Source organism: Streptomyces sp. NPDC052225 (assembly GCF_040679615.1).
Taxonomy (GTDB): Bacteria; Actinomycetota; Actinomycetes; order Streptomycetales; family Streptomycetaceae; genus Streptomyces.
In genome coordinates this window covers 36,544-52,746 of the sequence record NZ_JBFAVD010000020.1, presented here as the reverse complement: position 1 = coordinate 52,746, position 16,203 = coordinate 36,544, and the positions used below count along the sequence as shown (strand labels likewise).

Annotated in this window: 13 protein-coding genes and 1 tRNA gene; 10 read left to right on the top strand and 4 right to left on the bottom strand. The window is 71.4% G+C overall.

The window, feature by feature from the left end; translation table 11 throughout:
- Both AB0L37_RS26440 and AB0L37_RS26435 read left to right on the top strand, forming a co-directional pair.
- A tRNA-Ala gene (locus tag AB0L37_RS26440) sits at positions 1-74 on the top strand.
- Between the two features lie 131 nt (positions 75-205).
- A complete protein-coding gene (locus AB0L37_RS26435; protein ID WP_365510250.1) occupies positions 206-2,218 on the top strand; it encodes a S9 family peptidase in 2,013 nt (670 codons plus the stop codon).
- A gap of 4 nt (positions 2,219-2,222) precedes the next feature.
- Here AB0L37_RS26435 and AB0L37_RS26430 read toward each other — a convergent pair whose 3' ends face one another.
- Complete coding sequence (locus AB0L37_RS26430) at positions 2,223-2,744, bottom strand: GNAT family N-acetyltransferase (protein WP_365510247.1); 522 nt, start codon at positions 2,742-2,744, stop codon at positions 2,223-2,225.
- 70 nt (positions 2,745-2,814) lie between these two features.
- Here AB0L37_RS26430 and AB0L37_RS26425 point away from each other — a divergent pair, with 70 nt between their 5' ends.
- Together AB0L37_RS26425 and AB0L37_RS26420 are read left to right on the top strand one after the other, a co-directional pair.
- Positions 2,815-3,615, top strand: coding sequence for an exodeoxyribonuclease III (locus AB0L37_RS26425; protein ID WP_365510244.1), 801 nt, complete (start codon positions 2,815-2,817; stop codon positions 3,613-3,615).
- A 193-nt stretch (positions 3,616-3,808) separates the two neighbouring features.
- Positions 3,809-4,756 (top strand): DUF6528 family protein, encoded by a 948-nt coding sequence (locus AB0L37_RS26420; RefSeq protein WP_365510241.1) that lies wholly within the window; start codon positions 3,809-3,811, stop codon positions 4,754-4,756.
- On the opposite strand, the gene AB0L37_RS26415 is transcribed toward AB0L37_RS26420, so the two are convergent.
- On the bottom strand, positions 4,734-5,408 hold the full coding sequence (locus AB0L37_RS26415; RefSeq protein WP_365510238.1) for a MerR family transcriptional regulator: 675 nt from the start codon (positions 5,406-5,408) through the stop codon (positions 4,734-4,736). The genes AB0L37_RS26420 and AB0L37_RS26415 overlap by 23 nt on opposite strands.
- A 130-nt stretch (positions 5,409-5,538) precedes the next feature.
- On the opposite strand from AB0L37_RS26415, the gene AB0L37_RS26410 reads away from it, so the two are divergent.
- From AB0L37_RS26410 to AB0L37_RS26395, 4 genes are all read left to right on the top strand, one after another.
- Positions 5,539-7,089, top strand: coding sequence for an NAD(P)/FAD-dependent oxidoreductase (locus AB0L37_RS26410; protein ID WP_365510235.1), 1,551 nt, complete (start codon positions 5,539-5,541; stop codon positions 7,087-7,089).
- Positions 7,086-8,036: an alpha/beta hydrolase gene (locus tag AB0L37_RS26405; protein ID WP_365510232.1), complete on the top strand. Its 951-nt coding sequence runs from the start codon at positions 7,086-7,088 to the stop codon at positions 8,034-8,036. Before AB0L37_RS26410 ends, AB0L37_RS26405 begins: the two co-directional genes overlap by 4 nt.
- Complete coding sequence (locus AB0L37_RS26400; RefSeq protein ID WP_365510229.1) at positions 8,033-8,908, top strand: SDR family oxidoreductase; 876 nt, start codon at positions 8,033-8,035, stop codon at positions 8,906-8,908. The genes AB0L37_RS26405 and AB0L37_RS26400 overlap by 4 nt, the downstream gene beginning before the upstream one ends.
- A 113-nt stretch (positions 8,909-9,021) precedes the next feature.
- Positions 9,022-9,222 (top strand): hypothetical protein, encoded by a 201-nt coding sequence (locus AB0L37_RS26395; RefSeq protein WP_365510226.1) that lies wholly within the window; start codon positions 9,022-9,024, stop codon positions 9,220-9,222.
- Positions 9,223-9,358: 136 nt separating this feature from the next.
- Here the strand turns inward: AB0L37_RS26395 and AB0L37_RS26390 are convergent, their stop codons facing one another.
- On the bottom strand, positions 9,359-12,598 hold the full coding sequence (locus AB0L37_RS26390) for a S41 family peptidase (RefSeq protein WP_365510223.1): 3,240 nt from the start codon (positions 12,596-12,598) through the stop codon (positions 9,359-9,361).
- 144 nt (positions 12,599-12,742) lie between these two features.
- On the opposite strand from AB0L37_RS26390, the gene AB0L37_RS26385 reads away from it, so the two are divergent.
- Complete coding sequence (locus tag AB0L37_RS26385) at positions 12,743-13,330, top strand: TetR/AcrR family transcriptional regulator (protein ID WP_365510220.1); 588 nt, start codon at positions 12,743-12,745, stop codon at positions 13,328-13,330.
- Between the two features lie 98 nt (positions 13,331-13,428).
- Positions 13,429-15,651, top strand: a complete 2,223-nt coding sequence (locus tag AB0L37_RS26380) for an MMPL family transporter (RefSeq protein ID WP_365510218.1) — start codon at positions 13,429-13,431, stop codon at positions 15,649-15,651.
- Here the strand turns inward: AB0L37_RS26380 and AB0L37_RS26375 are convergent.
- Positions 15,641-16,060 carry an SsgA family sporulation/cell division regulator gene (locus AB0L37_RS26375; protein ID WP_365510216.1) on the bottom strand — a complete coding sequence of 140 codons (420 nt, stop codon included), beginning with the start codon at positions 16,058-16,060 and terminating at the stop codon, positions 15,641-15,643. The two genes, AB0L37_RS26380 and AB0L37_RS26375, sit on opposite strands and share 11 nt — an antisense overlap.
- Between the last annotated feature and the right edge of the window lie 143 nt (positions 16,061-16,203).

Sequence of the window (16,203 nt, the reverse complement as noted above, 5' to 3'; positions counted from 1 at the left end):
GGGCCTGTGGCGCAGTCTGGTAGCGCACCTCGTTCGCATCGAGGGGGTCTGGGGTTCAAATCCCCACAGGTCCACCTGCAACGTCATCAGCGGGGCAACTCGCGGATGATGAAAGAGATCCCGTCCGATCGCTTAGATCGGGCGGGATCTCTGCGTTTCACCGGTCCCCTGTTCGCCGTGTCCTTCGCGAGCAAGAATCGACCGCATGTCTGCGACCTCCGGTGGCACCACCACCTTCCACGAGCTGCCCGCCTTCCTCTCCCAGCCGCGCGTCAACTCCCTGGCGCTGTCCGCCGACGGGGGCCGGCTGGTCGCCGCCGTGCAGACGCTGTCGCAGGACCGGACCAGGTTCGTGTCGGGGCTGTGGGAGATCGACCCGGCCGGCGAGCGCGAGGCGGTGCGGCTGACCCGGTCCGGCAAGGGCGAGACGGGGCCCGCGTTCGGACCGGACGGGACGCTGTACTTCCTGTCGGGGCGCGCGGACGGCAGCGACGAGGGCGAGCACGAGGGCGCCGCGCTGTGGGCGCTGCCCGAGCGCGGTGAGGCCGCCGTCGTGGCCCGGCACCCGGGCGGGATCACCGCGTACACCGTCGCCCGCGACGGCGGCGCGCTGTCCCACACCGCGGGGCTGCTGCCCGGGGCCGCCGACGCGGAGGCGCACGGCAAGCTGCGGACGGCGCGCAAGGACGCGAAGGTCACCGCGATCCTGTACGAGGCCGGGCCGACCCGCGCCTGGGACCGCGATCTGGGGCCCGAGGAGCAGCACACCTTCGTGAGGGCGGGCGCCGGGGGCGCCGTGGTCGACGCCGGCGGGCAGGGGGCCGGCCTCGAGAATCCGGGGGACGTGGCGCTGTCGCCGGACGGGACGCGGGTGGCGTACACCCGGTTCGTGCCGGGCAGGGTGCCCGCCGGGAACCGCACCGCCGTGGTGGTGGCCGACGCGACGACCGGGGACGAGATCTTCGTCCTGGGCGATGGGGAGCACCTCTACGAGGCGCCGGTGTTCACGCACGACGGATCGGCGGTCGTGTGCTCGCGGACGGCGTGGCCGACGTACGACGAGCCGATGGACGTCACGCTCGTGCGGGTCGGTGCGGACGGCGGCGCGGCGGTCGATCTGCTGCCAGGGTTCGACAACTGGCCTGAGGGGGCCGTCTGTTCACCCGTCGACGACACGCTCTTCTTCACCGCCGACGTGGCGGGGCACGCGCCCGTCTTCCGGCGGGACGGCGACGGCACCGTGACCCGGCTCACCGGCTCGGGGGCGTACGGATCCCTGTGCGTGGCCCCCGACGGGCGGACGCTGTACGCGCTGCGCAACGCGGTCGACTCGCCGCCGCGGCCGGTCCGGTTCGAGGCAGGCGTGGCCGGACAGACGCCGGTCGAGCTGCCCGCCCCCGGCGCGTTCGACGCGCTGCCGGGCACCCTCACCGAGGTGCACGCCGACGCGGCCGACGGGTTCCGGCTGCGCGGCTGGCTGGTGCTCCCCGAGGGCGCGTCGGCCGAGAACCCGGCGCCGCTGCTGGTCGCCGTGCACGGCGGGCCGCAGGGCAGCTGGAACGCGTGGACCTGGCGGTGGAACCCGTGGCCGTTCGCGGCCCGCGGTTACGCGGTGCTGCTGCCCGACCCGGCCCTGTCCACCGGCTACGGGCAGGAGGGTCACCGGCGCGGCTGGGGGCAGTGGGGCGGCGTCCCGTACACGGACGTGATGGCGCTGACCGACGCCACCGAGGCCCGCGACGACATCGACGCCGAACGCACCGCGCTCGGCGGCGGCTCCTACGGCGGCTACATGGCCAACCGGGTCGCCACGAGCACCGACCGGTTCAAGGCGATCGTGAGCCACGCGGGCCTGTGGGACCTGCGGTCCTTCCAGGGCGACACCGATGCGCCCTGGTACTTCCAGTGCATCTTCGGGGACCCGCTGACCCGGCCCGAGCGGTATGAGGAGCACTCCCCGTACCTGGACGTCGCGAAGATCCGTACGCCGATGCTCGTCATCCACGGCGCGAAGGACTACCGGGTGCCGGTCGGGCAGGGTGCGGCGCTCTTCCAGGACCTGCAACGGTTCGAGGTGCCCGCGAAGTATCTGTACTTCCCGGACGAGAACCACTGGATCCTCTCCCCGAGCCACATCCAGGTCTGGTACGAGGCGTTCCTGAACTTTCTCGACCACCATGTGCTCGGCGCCGAGTGGCGGCGGCCGGGGCTCGTGTGACCTGTCAGGGCTTGAGCGGCTTCGCGTAGCAGCGGCTCGACTCGTGGAAGCGGTAGTGGCCGAACTTGGCGCAGGGCTCGTACCCGCTGGACTCGTAGAGGGCGATGGCCTCCGGCTGCTTGGTGCCGGTCTCCAGGACCATGCGGGTGCGGCCCGCCGTGCGGGCGTCCTCCTCCAGAGCGGCGAGGATGCGGCGGGCCAGGCCCAGGCCCCGGGCCTCGGGCGTGACGTACATGCGCTTGAGCTCGGCGTCGCCGTCCGCGTAGTTCTCGTCGTTCTCGTCCTGGGCGCGCCAGCCGCCGGTGGCGAGCGGGGTGCCCTCGGCGTCGTACGCGATGAGGTAAAGGCCCTGCGGCGGCGTGAACATCGTGGGGTCGAGGGGTGTGACGTCGCCCTCGTCGCCGTAGCGCTCCGCGTATTCGAGCTGGACGCGGTCGTTCAGGGCGATCGCGTCGGGGTGCCCGAAGGAGACCGGATGCAGGGTGATCTCGGCTGTGGAGCCGGACGATGCGGACTGTATGGTCATGCGTCTGATCGTATCCCTATGCCTGCGATGGTTGCGACTGAGTTGTCCAGTGTGCCGGTACCGTTGCCGGGTGCTGACTGTGACCAGTGTGAATGTGAACGGGCTGCGGGCCGCCGCCAAGAAGGGCTTCGTGGAGTGGCTGGCCGAGACCTCCGCCGACGTCGTGTGCCTCCAGGAGGTGCGGGCGGAACCCCAGCAGCTGCCCGACGAGGTGCGCGAGCCCGAGGGCTGGCACGTCGTGCACGCGCCGGCCGGCGCCAAGGGGCGGGCCGGTGTCTCCCTCTATACGCGGCGCGAGCCGGAGCGGGTGCAGGTCGGGTTCGGGTCGGAGGAGTTCGACGGCAGCGGCCGGTACGTGGAGGCCGATCTGCCGGGCGTGACGGTGGCGTCCCTGTATCTGCCCTCCGGTGAGGTCGGGACCGAGCGGCAGGACGAGAAGATCCGGTTCATGGGCGAGTTCCTCGGCTACCTGAAGGGTCTGCGCGAGCGCGCTGCCGCCGACGGTCGCGAGGTCGTCGTCTGCGGCGACTGGAACATCGCCCACCAGGAGGCCGACCTCAAGAACTGGAAGGGCAACAAGAAGAACTCCGGGTTCCTGCCCGAGGAGCGGGAGTGGCTCGGCCGCGTCCTCGACGCGAACGACGGCGGCTACGTCGACGTCGTGCGGGCGCTGCACCCGGACGTCGAGGGGCCGTACTCGTGGTGGTCGTACCGCGGGCGGGCGTTCGACAACGACACGGGGTGGCGGATCGACTATCACGTCTCCACGCCCGGTCTCGCGGGGCGGGCGATCAAGGGGTTCGTGGAGCGGGCGGCCACGCACGAGGAGCGGTGGTCGGACCACGCGCCGGTCACCGTCGTCTACGAGTAGGCCGTCACAAAGTCCCGCAGAGGGCTTACATCCCCCCGTGCGGCATGGCAGTTTCGCATCGCGTACATGAGGAGTTCGCGGTCGACTGCCGGTCGTACGGGGGGATTTCGTGTCTCAGGATTTCCGTGTTCCTACGCGTCGTGGCGTACTGCTGGGGGCCGCCGGTGCCGGGGCCGCGCTCGCGTTCGGGGGCGTGGGGGAAGCGGCGGGCGACGGGGCGGGGGTGCCGCCCGTGCTGCTCACCGAGCAGGCGAGCAAGCGGATCCTCGTGCTGGACCCGCGGGTGCGGGTGTGGGATCCGGCGGCCCGTCCGGAGGTCGTGAAGTGGGCGTTCTCGCCGGTCGGGGACGCCCGGTACCGGGACACGCGGGCCGATGAGAGCTGGGTGTATCCGAGCGAGGCGAAGGCGCGGCGGTACCGCGGGCGGACGTTTCTGCTGACCACGGCGTCGTTCGGGTTCGTGGGGGTCGTCGAGTATCCGTCCGGGCGCAGGTACTGGGCCACGGCCGTCGGGCCCGGTGACGATCTCTTCAATCCGCACACCGCCGAGATGCTGCCCGACGGGAACGTCGCCGTCGCGTGCAGCACGGGGGCGCGGGTGCGGTTGTACGCGGCCTCGCTCGGGCCGCATGAACGGCGTTACGGCGAGGCCGAGTTGAAGGGCGCGCACGGGCTGCACTGGGACCGTGAGCGGGGCGTGCTGTGGGCCATGGGGGACGACGAGCTGGTGGCCTATGGGGTGGGCGGGACACGGGTGCGGCCCGCCCTCGTGCGGCGGTTCGCCGTGCCGCTGCCGGTGGCCGTCCCGGGGAAGTCGGCGGGCGGGCACGATCTGTTCCCGGTGGCGGGGCGGCCGGGGCGGATGTGGGTGAGCACGAGTGCGTCCGTGTTCCAGTACGACATCGGGACGGGGCTCTTCGCGCAGGACTTCGCGGGGGCCGACCGGATCGCGCGGAAGTCCGTGAAGTGTGTCGGCGACGATCCGCGGACGGGGCAGGTCGTCACCACCGTGCCGGAGAAGGGGCTCGGTGAGACCTGGTGGACGACCACGGTGAGCGTGCACCGGCCCGAGAGCGCGTACGAGCTGGTCGGCGGCGGGATCTACAAGGCGCGCTGGTTCAGGGCTTCGACGGTGGGGTGATCTTGCGGTCCAGGGCCATGGACAGCTCCGCCTCCACCACCGAGCGGGCGAGCGGGCGCAGGCGCTGGACGTCCTTCTCGTCGCCGTGGGCGAGGACCAGGTCGGTGAAGAGGGTGGCCAGGGCGTTCGCGTGTTCGCGTACGGTCCATGCGGCCGCGAGGACTTCCGAGAGCGGGATGCCCTCGCGGACCAGGGCGGCCGAGACGTCGAGGAGACGGCGGCTGATGTGGACGATCTCCTCGCCGTCGGTGCCGAGGTAGCCGAGGTCGAGGGCGGCCTGGAGGTTCTCCGGGGTGACGTCGTCGGAGAAGTAGTCGGCGAGTTCGGCGGCGGTCAGGCGGACCGGGACCTCCTCCGTGGGCTCGCCGAGGCCGAGGAGTTCGGCGACGTCGCGGCCGCGGTCGAACGCCTCGGAGAGTTCCACGATGCCGTTGAGGGTGTGCCCGCGCTCCAGGAGTGCGGCGATCGTGTGCAGGCGGGCCAGGTGCGTCTCGTCGTACCAGGCGATGCGGCCCTCGCGGCGCGGGGGCTTGATGAGGCCGCGTTCGCGGTAGAAGCGCACGGTGCGGACCGTGATGCCGGCCGCCTTCGCCAGGTCCTCCATGCGGTACTCGCGCCGCTTGTCGCGGGGGTCCGCTGCTTCTTTCGCCACGCGTGGAGCCTATGTCGTACTGGCGGTAACTTTCCTCCGCCTGCCCCCTACCCATCGGTAGGGAGCTGCTCTACTCTCCGAATTGCGCCAGTGTTCACTGGCAGGGTCGTGCGGCTAGGGAGGCGCCGGGATGACTGAGCTGGAGCACGAGCATGTACGGGTGGCGGTGATCGGGTCCGGCTTCGGCGGGCTCGGTGCGGCGGTCCGGCTGCGCCGTGAGGGCATCACCGACTTCGTGGTCCTGGAGCGGGCCGACGCGGTCGGCGGGACCTGGCGCGACAACAGCTACCCGGGGTGCGCGTGCGACGTGCCCTCGCACCTGTACTCGTTCTCGTTCGCGCCGAACCCGGACTGGCCGCGCACCTTCTCCGGGCAGGAGCGCATCCGCGAGTACCTGGAGCATGTCGCCGACACCTTCCGGCTGCGACCGCACATCCGGTTCAACTGCGAGGTGACGCAGGCGCGCTGGGACGCGGAGAACGTGCGGTGGGAGATCGAGACCAGCGGCGGGACGCTCACCGCCGATGTCGTCGTGTCCGCCACCGGGCCGCTGTCCGACCCGAAGATGCCGGACATCGAGGGGCTCGACACGTTCCCCGGCAAGGTGTTCCACTCCGCGCGCTGGGATCACGACTACGACCTGCGCGGCAAGCGCGTCGCCATGATCGGCACGGGCGCGTCCGCCATCCAGATCGTGCCCGCGATCCAGAAGGAGGTCGGCTCGCTCACGCTGTTCCAGCGCACGCCGCCGTGGGTGATGCCGCGCGCCGACCGGAACATCACCAGGGCCGAGCGCTGGCTGCACCGCCGGCTGCCGGTCACGACGCAGGCGCGGCGCGGACTCCTGTGGGGCATCAGGGAGTTGCAGGTCCAGGCGTTCACCAAGCGGCCCAACGAACTGGGCCTGGTCGAGCAGCTCGCCAAGCGGAACATGTACCGGGCGATCAAGGACCCGAGGACGCGGGCCCAGCTCACCCCCGACTACCGGATCGGCTGCAAGCGGATCCTGCTGTCCAACACGTACTATCCGGCGCTCGCCCAGCCCAACGTCGACCTCGTGGCGTCCGGCCTCAAGGAGATCCGCGGGAACACCCTCGTGGCGGCCGACGGGACCGAGGCCGAGGTCGACGCGATCATCTTCGGCACCGGGTTCCACGTCACCGACATGCCGATCGCGGACCGCGTCGTCGGCGCCGACGGGCAGACGCTGATGCAGTCGTGGAAGGACGGGATGAAGGCGCTGCGCGGCGCGACCGCCACCGGCTTCCCGAACTTCATGACGGTCATCGGGCCCAACACCGGCCTCGGCAACTCCTCGATGATCCTGATGATCGAGGCCCAGCTGAACTATCTTGCCGACTACATGCGGCAGTTGGACGTCCTCGGCGGCCGGGTCGCCCTCGACCCGCGCGAGAGCGCCGTCACCGGCTGGAACAACCGGGTCCAGGACCGGATGAAGCGCACCGTGTGGAACACCGGCGGCTGCACCAGCTGGTACCTCGACGCGAACGGTGTGAACACCACCGTCTGGCCGGGCACCACCACCGAGTTCCGGCAGGCCACCCGCCATGTGGACGTGGGCGAGTACGTGGTGGTGCGCGCGCCCGCCGTGCCGGAGCAGCGTCCCCGTACCCCTGGCCGTACTCCTGACCGTACGAAGAAGAAGGCAGGTGCCGCGTGAGCAGGCTGACACAGGTGACCGGTGGTCCCTACGAACCTCCCGCCGCCGCACGGGAGTTGACCGTCACCTCGGCGGACGGGGCGCGGCTGCACGTCGAGGTGCACGGGCCCGAGGGCGCCCCGGCGGTGGTCCTCGCGCACGGGTGGACCTGCTCCACCGCCTTCTGGGCCGCGCAGATCCGCGCCCTCGCCACCGACCACCGGGTGGTCGTGTACGACCAGCGCGGGCACGGACGCAGCCCCGCCGCCGCCCAACTCCCTTACACCACCGACATGTTGGCCGACGACCTGGAGGCCGTGCTCGGTGCGACCCTGGAGCCGGGGGAGCGGGCCGTGCTCGGCGGGCACTCCATGGGCGGCATGACGATGATGGCCGCGGCGGGGCGCCCCGCCTTCCGCGAGCACGCGGCCGCCGTGCTGCTGTGCAGCACCGGGAGTTCGGCGCTGGTCGCCGAGGCGACCGTCGTGCCGCTGCTGCGCGCGGGCGCGCTGCGCACCCGGCTGACCAGGTCGGTCCTCGGGTCGAAGGCGCCGCTCGGGCCGGTCACCCCCGTCGCGAAGAAGGTCCTCAGGTTCGCGACCATGGGGCCGGGTTCGTCGCCGGAGAAGGTCGAGGCGTGCGCCCGGATCGTGCACGCCTGCCCGCGCGGGGTGCGGCACGGCTGGTCGCACGTCCTTGAACTCCTCCAGCTCGACGCGGGAGTAGCGGAGTTGACGATGCCGGTCGCCGTGGTCGCCGGGACCGTGGACCGGATGACGCCCGTCGTGCACGCCCGGCGGATCGCCGCCGCGCTGCCGAACTGCGTGGGCCTGACCGAGCTCGCGGGCATGGGCCACATGACGCCGGTCGAAGCGCCGGAAGCGGTCACCGCGGTGATCCGTGAACTGTCCGACACGTACGTGAGGAACGCGGACGTGAACTCTCAGAAGGGGGCTGATGTCGTATGAGCAGGGTCAGTCTGGAAGGTCAGGTCGCGGTCGTCACGGGCGCGGCGCGCGGGGTCGGCGAGCTGCTCGCCCGCAAGCTGTCGGCGCGCGGCGCCAAGATCGCGCTGGTCGGCCTGGAGCCGGACGAGCTGAAGCAGGTCGCGGGCCGGCTGCACTCCGACGCCGACTGGTGGCACGCCGACGTCACCGACCACGAGGCGATGGCGCAGGTCGCGCGGGAGGTGAAGGAGCGGTTCGGGAAGGTCGACATCGTCGTCGCGAACGCGGGCGTCGCGACCGGCGGTCCTTTCGTGGACTCCGACCCCGTCGCCTGGCGCCGGGTCATCGAGGTGAACCTGATCGGTTCCGCCGTCACCGCCCGCGCCTTCCTCCCCGTCCTCATGGAATCGCGCGGCTACCTGCTCCAGATCGCGTCGCTCGCCGCGATCACCCCGGCCCCGATGATGACCGCGTACTGCGCGTCGAAGTCGGGCGTCGAGGCGTACGCGCACAGCCTGCGCGCCGAGGTCGGCTACAAGGGGGTGCGGGTCGGCGTCGGCTATCTGTCGTGGACCGACACGGACATGGTGCGCGGCGCCGACCAGGACGACGTGATGCGCGAGCTGCGCCAGCGCCTTCCGTGGCCGTCGAACAAGACGTACCCGCTGGGCCCGGCCGTCGACCGGATCGTGGCGGGGATCGAGCGGCGGTCGTCGCATGTGTACGCGCAGTGGTGGCTGCGCGGGATGCAGGGGATCCGCGGCTATCTGCCCGGCGTGATCGGGGCGGTCGGGCAGCGCGAGATGAAGCGGTTCGAGCCGCGGCTCGGGTCCGTGCCGAAGGGTCTCGTGGGCGCCGGCGGGTCGGCCGACGAGTCGGCGCGACTGCACTGACCTGCGGTTTTGGCACCCCGATACGGTCAGTTATTGATCGAAATGCGATGAATGTCCGGGCATGTCAGGCTGGTCGAGGCCCGATCCCCTCACCCACTACAGGAGTGACCAGCATGGGCATCATGGACCAGTTCAAGGACAAGGGCGAAGAGCTCGCCAACAAGGCCAAGGACGCCGCGAGCGGCGGCAAGGACCAGGCGAGCGACCGCGCGCAGCAGGCCAGGGACGAGGCGGGCGAGCGCGGCTCGCAGGCCCAGGACCAGGCGAAGCAGGCCGCCCAGGACGCGCAGGACAGGTTCGACCAGGACTCCTGACGGCGTCCGCGCGTCCGTCCGTCTTCACGTGATCGACCCCCGCCCGGGACGCCGGGCGGGGGTCGGTTGCTTTTCCCCTCGGCCTGTGAACTCCCTCCGGCTCGGCCTGTGAACTCCCTTTGGCCCGTGAACTCCCTTACCGGGGCGGCAGCTTCGGGCGGCGACGGTCCGGTACGTCCGAGTAGTCCGGCGGGTCGAGGGCGCCCTGTTCCTTCAGCAGGTTCAGGGCGAGCTCCACCGCGTCGTCGAGCTGTGCGTGCCGGCCCTCCGCCCAGTCGAGCGGGGTGCGCAGCGCCTCGATGTCGGGGTCGACGCCCCGGTTCTCGATGGACCAGCCGTACTCGGGGAACCAGGCCGCGTTCATCGGCACCGTGATCACCGTGCCGTCGCCGAGGGTGTGCCGTCCGGTCATGCCGACGACGCCGCCCCAGGTGCGCTGGCCGACGACCGGGCCGAGCGCGAGCAGCTTGAACGCGGCGGTGATCATGTCGCCGTCGGAGGACGTCGCCTCGTCGGCCAGGGCGACGACGGGGCCCCGAGGGGCATTCGACGCGTACGACACCGCCTGCGCGTTCCGGGTCAGGTCCCAGCCGATGATCTTCCGGGTGAGCTTCTCGATGACCAGCTCGCTGATGTGGCCGCCCGCGTTTCCTCGTACGTCGACGATGAGGGCGGGCCGCGAGACCTCCATGCGCAGATCGCGGTTGAACTGGGCCCAGCCGGAGCCGCCCATGTCGGGGATGTGCAGATAGCCGCACTTGCCGTTGCTCAACTCCCGTACGACGGCCCGGCGTTTGGCGACCCAGTCCTGGTAGCGCAGCGGGCGTTCGTCGACGAGCGGGACGACGGCGACGCGGCGGGGGCGGCCCTCGCCCTCGGCGGGGGTGAAGGTCAGCTCCACCGTCGTGCCGCCGGACCCCGCGAGCAGCGGGAACGGGCCGGTGACGGGGTCCACCGGGCGGCCGTCGACGTGGGTGAGGACCGCGCCCTCGCGGATGCCGGTGCCGGCCAGCGGGGAGCGGGCCTTGGAGTCGGACGAGTCGCCGGGCAGGATCCGCGAGATGGCCCAATTGCCGTCACGGCAGACGAAGTTGGCGCCGAGCAGGCCCTGGGCGCGCTGGTAGTGCGGCGGGCCTTCGTTGCGGCGGGCGGCGGAGACGTAGGCGTGCGAGGTGCCCAGTTCGCCGAGGACCTCGCGCAGCAGATCGGCGAAGTCGTCGGGGGACGCGACCCGTTCGACGAGCGGGCGGTACTGGTCGAGGACGCCGTCCCAGTCGATGCCGCACATGTCGGGGGCCCAGAAGTAGGCGCGGATGATGCGGCCCGCCTCGTCGAACGCGCCGCGCCACTCGGCGGGCGGATCGGCCTCGTGCAGGATGCGGCGCAGGTCGATCCAGACGGTCGAGTCGTTGTCGCCGGCCTCGGTGGACGGCACCGACTGGAGGTCGCCCTCGTCGCCGACGACGAGCCGGGTGCCGTCGCCGCTGACCGCGAACCAGTCCATGTGGACGACGAGTTGGGTCTTCTTGCCGGTGGCCAGGTTGAAGTGTTCGAGGGTCGGCTGCGAGGACGTGTCGGCAGGGTTGGCGAACGTCTCGCCGAGCGCGCCCGAGATCGGCCAGCGCAGCCAGACCAGGCCGCCGCCGGAGACCGGGTGCAGCGCCGAGTACTTGGACGCGGCGACCGGGAACGGCACGACGCGGTTGGCCAGGCCCTCGATCTCCACGGTCGGCGTGCCGTCACCGGTGCCCTCGCCGGGGTCGAGACCGCCGGCGGCCGTGCGCCCGTCGGGCGAGAGCGCGAAGGGGGAGGGGGTGGCCGAGGAGAGCGGTACGAGGTAGGGGCGGCAGCCCAGCGGGAAGGAGAGGTCCCCGGTGTGCACGTCGTAGACCGGGTCGAAGCCGCGCCACGACAGGAACGCGAGGTAGCGGCCGTCGCGTGTGAAGACCGGGTTCTCGTCCTCGAAGCGGCCGTTGGTGACGTCGACGATCGTGCGGTCCTTGATACGGGCCATCTTGATCTGCCGCAGGGAACGCCCGATGCCGGGGTGCGCCCAGGTCAGCCAGGCGCCGTCGGGCGAGAAGGCGAGGTCGCGCACGGGCCCGTTCGTGGACCGGATCAACTCGGTGACCTCGCCGTTCGACTCCTCGGTCGCGTCGATCAGGAGGAGGCGGCCGTCGTTCGAGGCGATGGCGAGGCGCTCGCCGTCGGGGTCGGCGACCAGCTCCTGGACGCGGCCGAGCCCGCCCGAGGCGAGGCGGCGCGGCTCGCGGTCGCCGCTGGCGCGCGGCAGGTAGGCGATCTCGATGGCGTCGTCGCCCTCGGCGTCGGTGACGTACGCGACCTGCCCGCCGGAGCCCAGCATCTCCGGCAGCCGCACGCGCACGCCCGGGGTGTCGGTGATGGTGCGGGCCGGGCCGTCGCGGTGGGTCAGCCAGTACAGGCTGCCGCGCACGACGACCGCGCTGGCCCGGCCCGTCTCGTCGACCGAGAGCGAGTCGATGTGGTTCGCGGCCGGCACCTGGTAGCTGCGGCGCCCGGTGCGCGGGCCGCCGAGCCGGACGTGGAGCTTGGTGGGGCGGGCGTCGGGGGCGAGGCCGTCGAGGAGCCAGAGGTCGCCCGCGCACTGGTAGACGATGCGGCTGCCGTCGCCGGCGGCGTGCCGGGCGTAGAAGGCGTCGTGGTCGGTGTGCCGGGTCAGGTCGGAGCCGTCGGGCAGGCACGAGTAGACGTTGCCCACGCCCTCGTGGTCGGAGAGGAACGCGATCCGGCCGCCGACGAACATCGGGGCGTCGAGGTGCCCGTCGAGGTCGGCGAGGATCCGCTGCCCGTGCACCCACAGGCGGCCCTGCGCACCGCCCCGGTACCGCTTCCAGGCGGCCGGCTCGTGCGGCGGCGTACCGGTCAGGAGCAGCGTCCGCCGCTCGCCGTCGATGTCGGCGATCTGGATGTCGGAGACCGGGCCCCAGGGGAGCTTGCCGCCGGGGGAGCCGTCGGTGGGCAGGTCGTAGGCGAACGTGAAGTACGAGAACGGTTCGCCGTGCGAGGCGACGGCGAGGATGTGCCCGTCGGGGGTCCAGCCGCGCACCTGGGTGTCGGCGCTGCCCCAGTAGGTGAGCCTGCGCGCCGGGCCGCCGTCGACCGGCGCCAGGTGGATCTCCGGGTCGAGGCTGCGCCAGGTCGTGTACGCGATGTGGCGGCCGTCGGGGGCGAAGCGCGGGTGTCCGATCTTGGTGCGGTCGGCGGTGAGGCGCCAGGCGCGTTCGGAGCCGTCCAGGGGGGCGACCCATAGGTCGTCCTCCGCCACGAAACAGACGCGGTCGCCGCTGAGGTGCGGGAATCGTAGGTAGGCCTGGGTCTCTGCGTCCTCGGTCACCTCCTCATGCTTTTCCGCGACGAGGTGTCCGGCAACCGGGGGTCGGCTCGGGATGTGGCGCTTGCCACGTACGAAACGGTTTCGTTTCGTTAGTGGGAGGGGTATGTTTCAGGGCGTACGGACACGGAGAGGAAGGTGCGGGTCATGGCCGCAGAAGCGGTGACGCGACGCAGCCGGATCACGCCCGAGCGCGAGGCCGAGCTGTACGGGGCCGTGCTCGACCTGCTCCGTGAGGTCGGTTACGACGCCCTGACGATGGACGCCGTGGCCACCAGGACCCGGTCCAGCAAGGCGACGCTCTACCGCCAGTGGGGCGGCAAGGCCGAGCTGGTCGTGAAGGCGCTGCGGAGCCAGAAGCCGCAGTTCGACGAGATCGACACCGGCACCCTGCGCGGTGATCTGCACGCGATGGCCGTCCGCGACGACGACTGTCACATGGAGCAGAACAGCGCGCTGATGCGCGGCCTGATGGTGGCCGTGCACGCCAACCCCGATCTGCTCGCCGCCTTCAAGGAGTGGATCGTCGCCCCCGAGCTGTCCGGTCTCGACCGGATGCTCCAGCGGGCGATCGACAGAGGCGAGATCCGGGCCGACAACCCGGCGCTCGAGTATGTGATCCACATGCTCATCGGCGCGTTCGCCACCCGCACGCTCATCGACGAGCTGCCGCCCACCCGGGCCTACCTCATCGCGTACATCGACGCTGTGGTCCTCCCCGCCCTCAGCGCGTAACTCCTTCATCAGCTCCACCAGCTCCACCAGTTGACCTGACGCGACCGCTCCGCCGTCGGGCGATGCCCCCTGCCTCGACAACCCGGGAGTACGCCCTCGTGGCCACGTTCCTCTACAAACTCGGCAAACTCGCCTTTCGCCGACGGCACTTCGTCGCGCTGATATGGGTGGCGCTGCTCACGCTCGCGGGCGTGGGCGCGGCCTCCGCGCCGACCGCCGCCTCCAGTTCCTTCTCGATCCCGGGCACCGAAGCCCAGAAGGCCTTCGACCTGCTCGACCAGCGCTTCCCGGGGTCCGCCGCCGACGGCGCCACCGCGCGCGTCGTCTTCAAGGCCCCGGCCGGCGAGAAGCTCACCGACGCGGCCAACAAGGCCGACATCAAGGACACCGTCTCCGCGATCAAGTCGAGCTCGAAGCAGGTCGCGTCCGTCGCCGACCCGTTCGCCGCGAAGACGGTCAGCAAGGACGGCACGATCGCCTACGCCTCGGCCTCGTACAAGGTCTCCTCGATGGAGCTGACCGACGCCGACCGGGACGCACTCCAGAAGGTCATCGACCAGGCCGAGGAGACGGGGCTCACCGTCGAGGTCGGCGGTGACGCGCTCCAGGCCATGCCGGAGACCGGCGCCACCGAGATCATCGGCATCGCGGTCGCGGCCGTCGTGCTCGTCGTGACCTTCGGCTCGCTGATCGCGGCCGGGCTTCCGCTGCTGACCGCGCTCATCGGCGTGGGGATCGGCGTCTCGTCGATCACGGCGCTCGCCAACGCGCTCGACCTCGGCACCACCACCTCGACCCTCGCCATGATGATCGGCCTCGCGGTCGGCATCGACTACGCGCTGTTCATCGTCTCCCGGTACCGGGCCGAGCTGGCCGAGGGCCGTGAGCGAGAGGAGGCCGCGGGCCGGGCCGTCGGCACCGCCGGGTCGGCCGTCGTCTTCGCCGGCCTGACCGTCGTCATCGCGCTGGTCGGCCTCGCCGTCGTGAACATCCCGATGCTGACGAAGATGGGCATCGCGGCCGCCGGCACGGTCGCCATCGCGGTGCTCATCGCACTGACCCTGATCCCGGCGCTGCTCGGCTACGCGGGCAAGCGGGTGCACGGCCGCAAGGCCCGAAAGGCAGCCGCTTCCCTTTCTGCGGAGAAGGCGGTGGAGAAGACCGTCGGGGCGAAGGCGAACATGGGCACCCGCTGGGCCCGCTTCGTGCTGCGCCGCCCGGTGCTCGTCCTCGTCGCCGGTGTCATCGGCCTCGGCGCGCTCGCCGTACCGGTCGCCTCGCTCGAACTCGGCCTGCCCGACGACGGCGTCCAGCCCACCGACACCACCCAGCGCAAGGCGTACGACCTGCTGTCGGACGGCTTCGGTCCGGGCTTCAACGGTCCGCTGATGACGGTCGTCGACGCCAAGGGCGCGGCCGACCCGAAGGCCGCCGTCGACCGGGTCGTCACCGCGATCAAGGACACGGACGGCGTCGCGGCCGTCGCCCCGGCCACGTTCAACAAGGCCGGTGACACGGCGATCATCAGCGTCGTCTCGAAGTACAAGCCGTCGTCGGTCGACACCGAGGACGTCGTCCACGCCATCCGTGACGAGGGCAAGGACATCAAGGCGGACACCGGCGCGGAGCTGTCCGTCACCGGCGCCACCGCCATGAACATCGACGTCTCGCAGAAGCTGAACGACGCGCTCGTGCCGTATCTGGCACTCGTCGTCGGCCTGGCCTTCCTGCTCCTGATGGTCGTCTTCCGGTCGGTCCTGGTCCCGCTGAAGGCCGCGCTCGGCTTCCTGCTCTCGGTGCTCGCCGCGCTCGGCGCCGTCGTCGCGGTCTACCAGTGGGGCTGGCTCGGATCCGTGTTCGGCGTGGAGCAGACCGGCCCGGTCATGTCGATGATGCCGATCTTCATGGTGGGTGTCGTCTTCGGCCTCGCGATGGACTACGAGGTGTTCCTCGTGACCCGGATGCGGGAGGCGTACGTCCATGGGGAGCGGCCCGCGCAGGCGATCGTGACCGGGTTCCGGCACGGGGCGCGGGTGGTCACGGCCGCGGCGATCATCATGATCGCGGTGTTCGCGGGCTTCATCGGCTCCAGCGAGCAGATGGTGAAGATGATCGGCTTCGGCCTGGCCATCGCCGTGTTCTTCGACGCGTTCGTCGTCCGCATGACGATCGTGCCGGCCGTCCTCGCGCTGCTCGGCAAGAGGGCCTGGTGGCTGCCGAAGTGGCTGGACCGCCTGCTGCCGAACGTCGACGTGGAGGGCGAGGGCCTCGCCCGGCACGCGCCGGCGACCGACGGCGACAAGGAGCTGGTCAGCGCGTGACGCGCTGAGCAGTTGCCGGGGCGGCGGCCGTGTACGTACGACGCAGGAAGCGGATCAGCGCCTTCACGTCGAACTGCACGACCGTCGCCCCGCTCGCGTGCCCGTTCGCGTGCCGGTGGAACTCGATGACCGCCTGGACCCGGCCGCACGGCCAGATCCTGATGTCGCCGCCGGAGACGGGGGCGCGCAGGCCGCGCTCCAGGAGGTCGCGCGGGAAGACCCACTCGCCGGCGTCGGGGAGCGTGACGCGCACCTGACCGTCGTAACGCAGGATCACCGGGACGGCACGGGCCGCGTCCGGGGAGTCGGTGACGACACGGGCGCGGGCGTACTGCTCGACGGGCGCCTCGACGGGCGCGGGGACGGGCGCGTCGACAGCGGGCTCGGCGGACGGCTCGGTGGCGCTCATGTTCTCCAATGTCCCATATGGGGTGTTATGTGGGCCAGGGTTTCCGTCGGCCGCCCGTGCTCAATTAGCGCCGAGGCGCTCTTGCAAGCTATTCGCAACAAGGCACTATCATCGAACGGTTCGCCCGCCGTCCATCGCCTCGC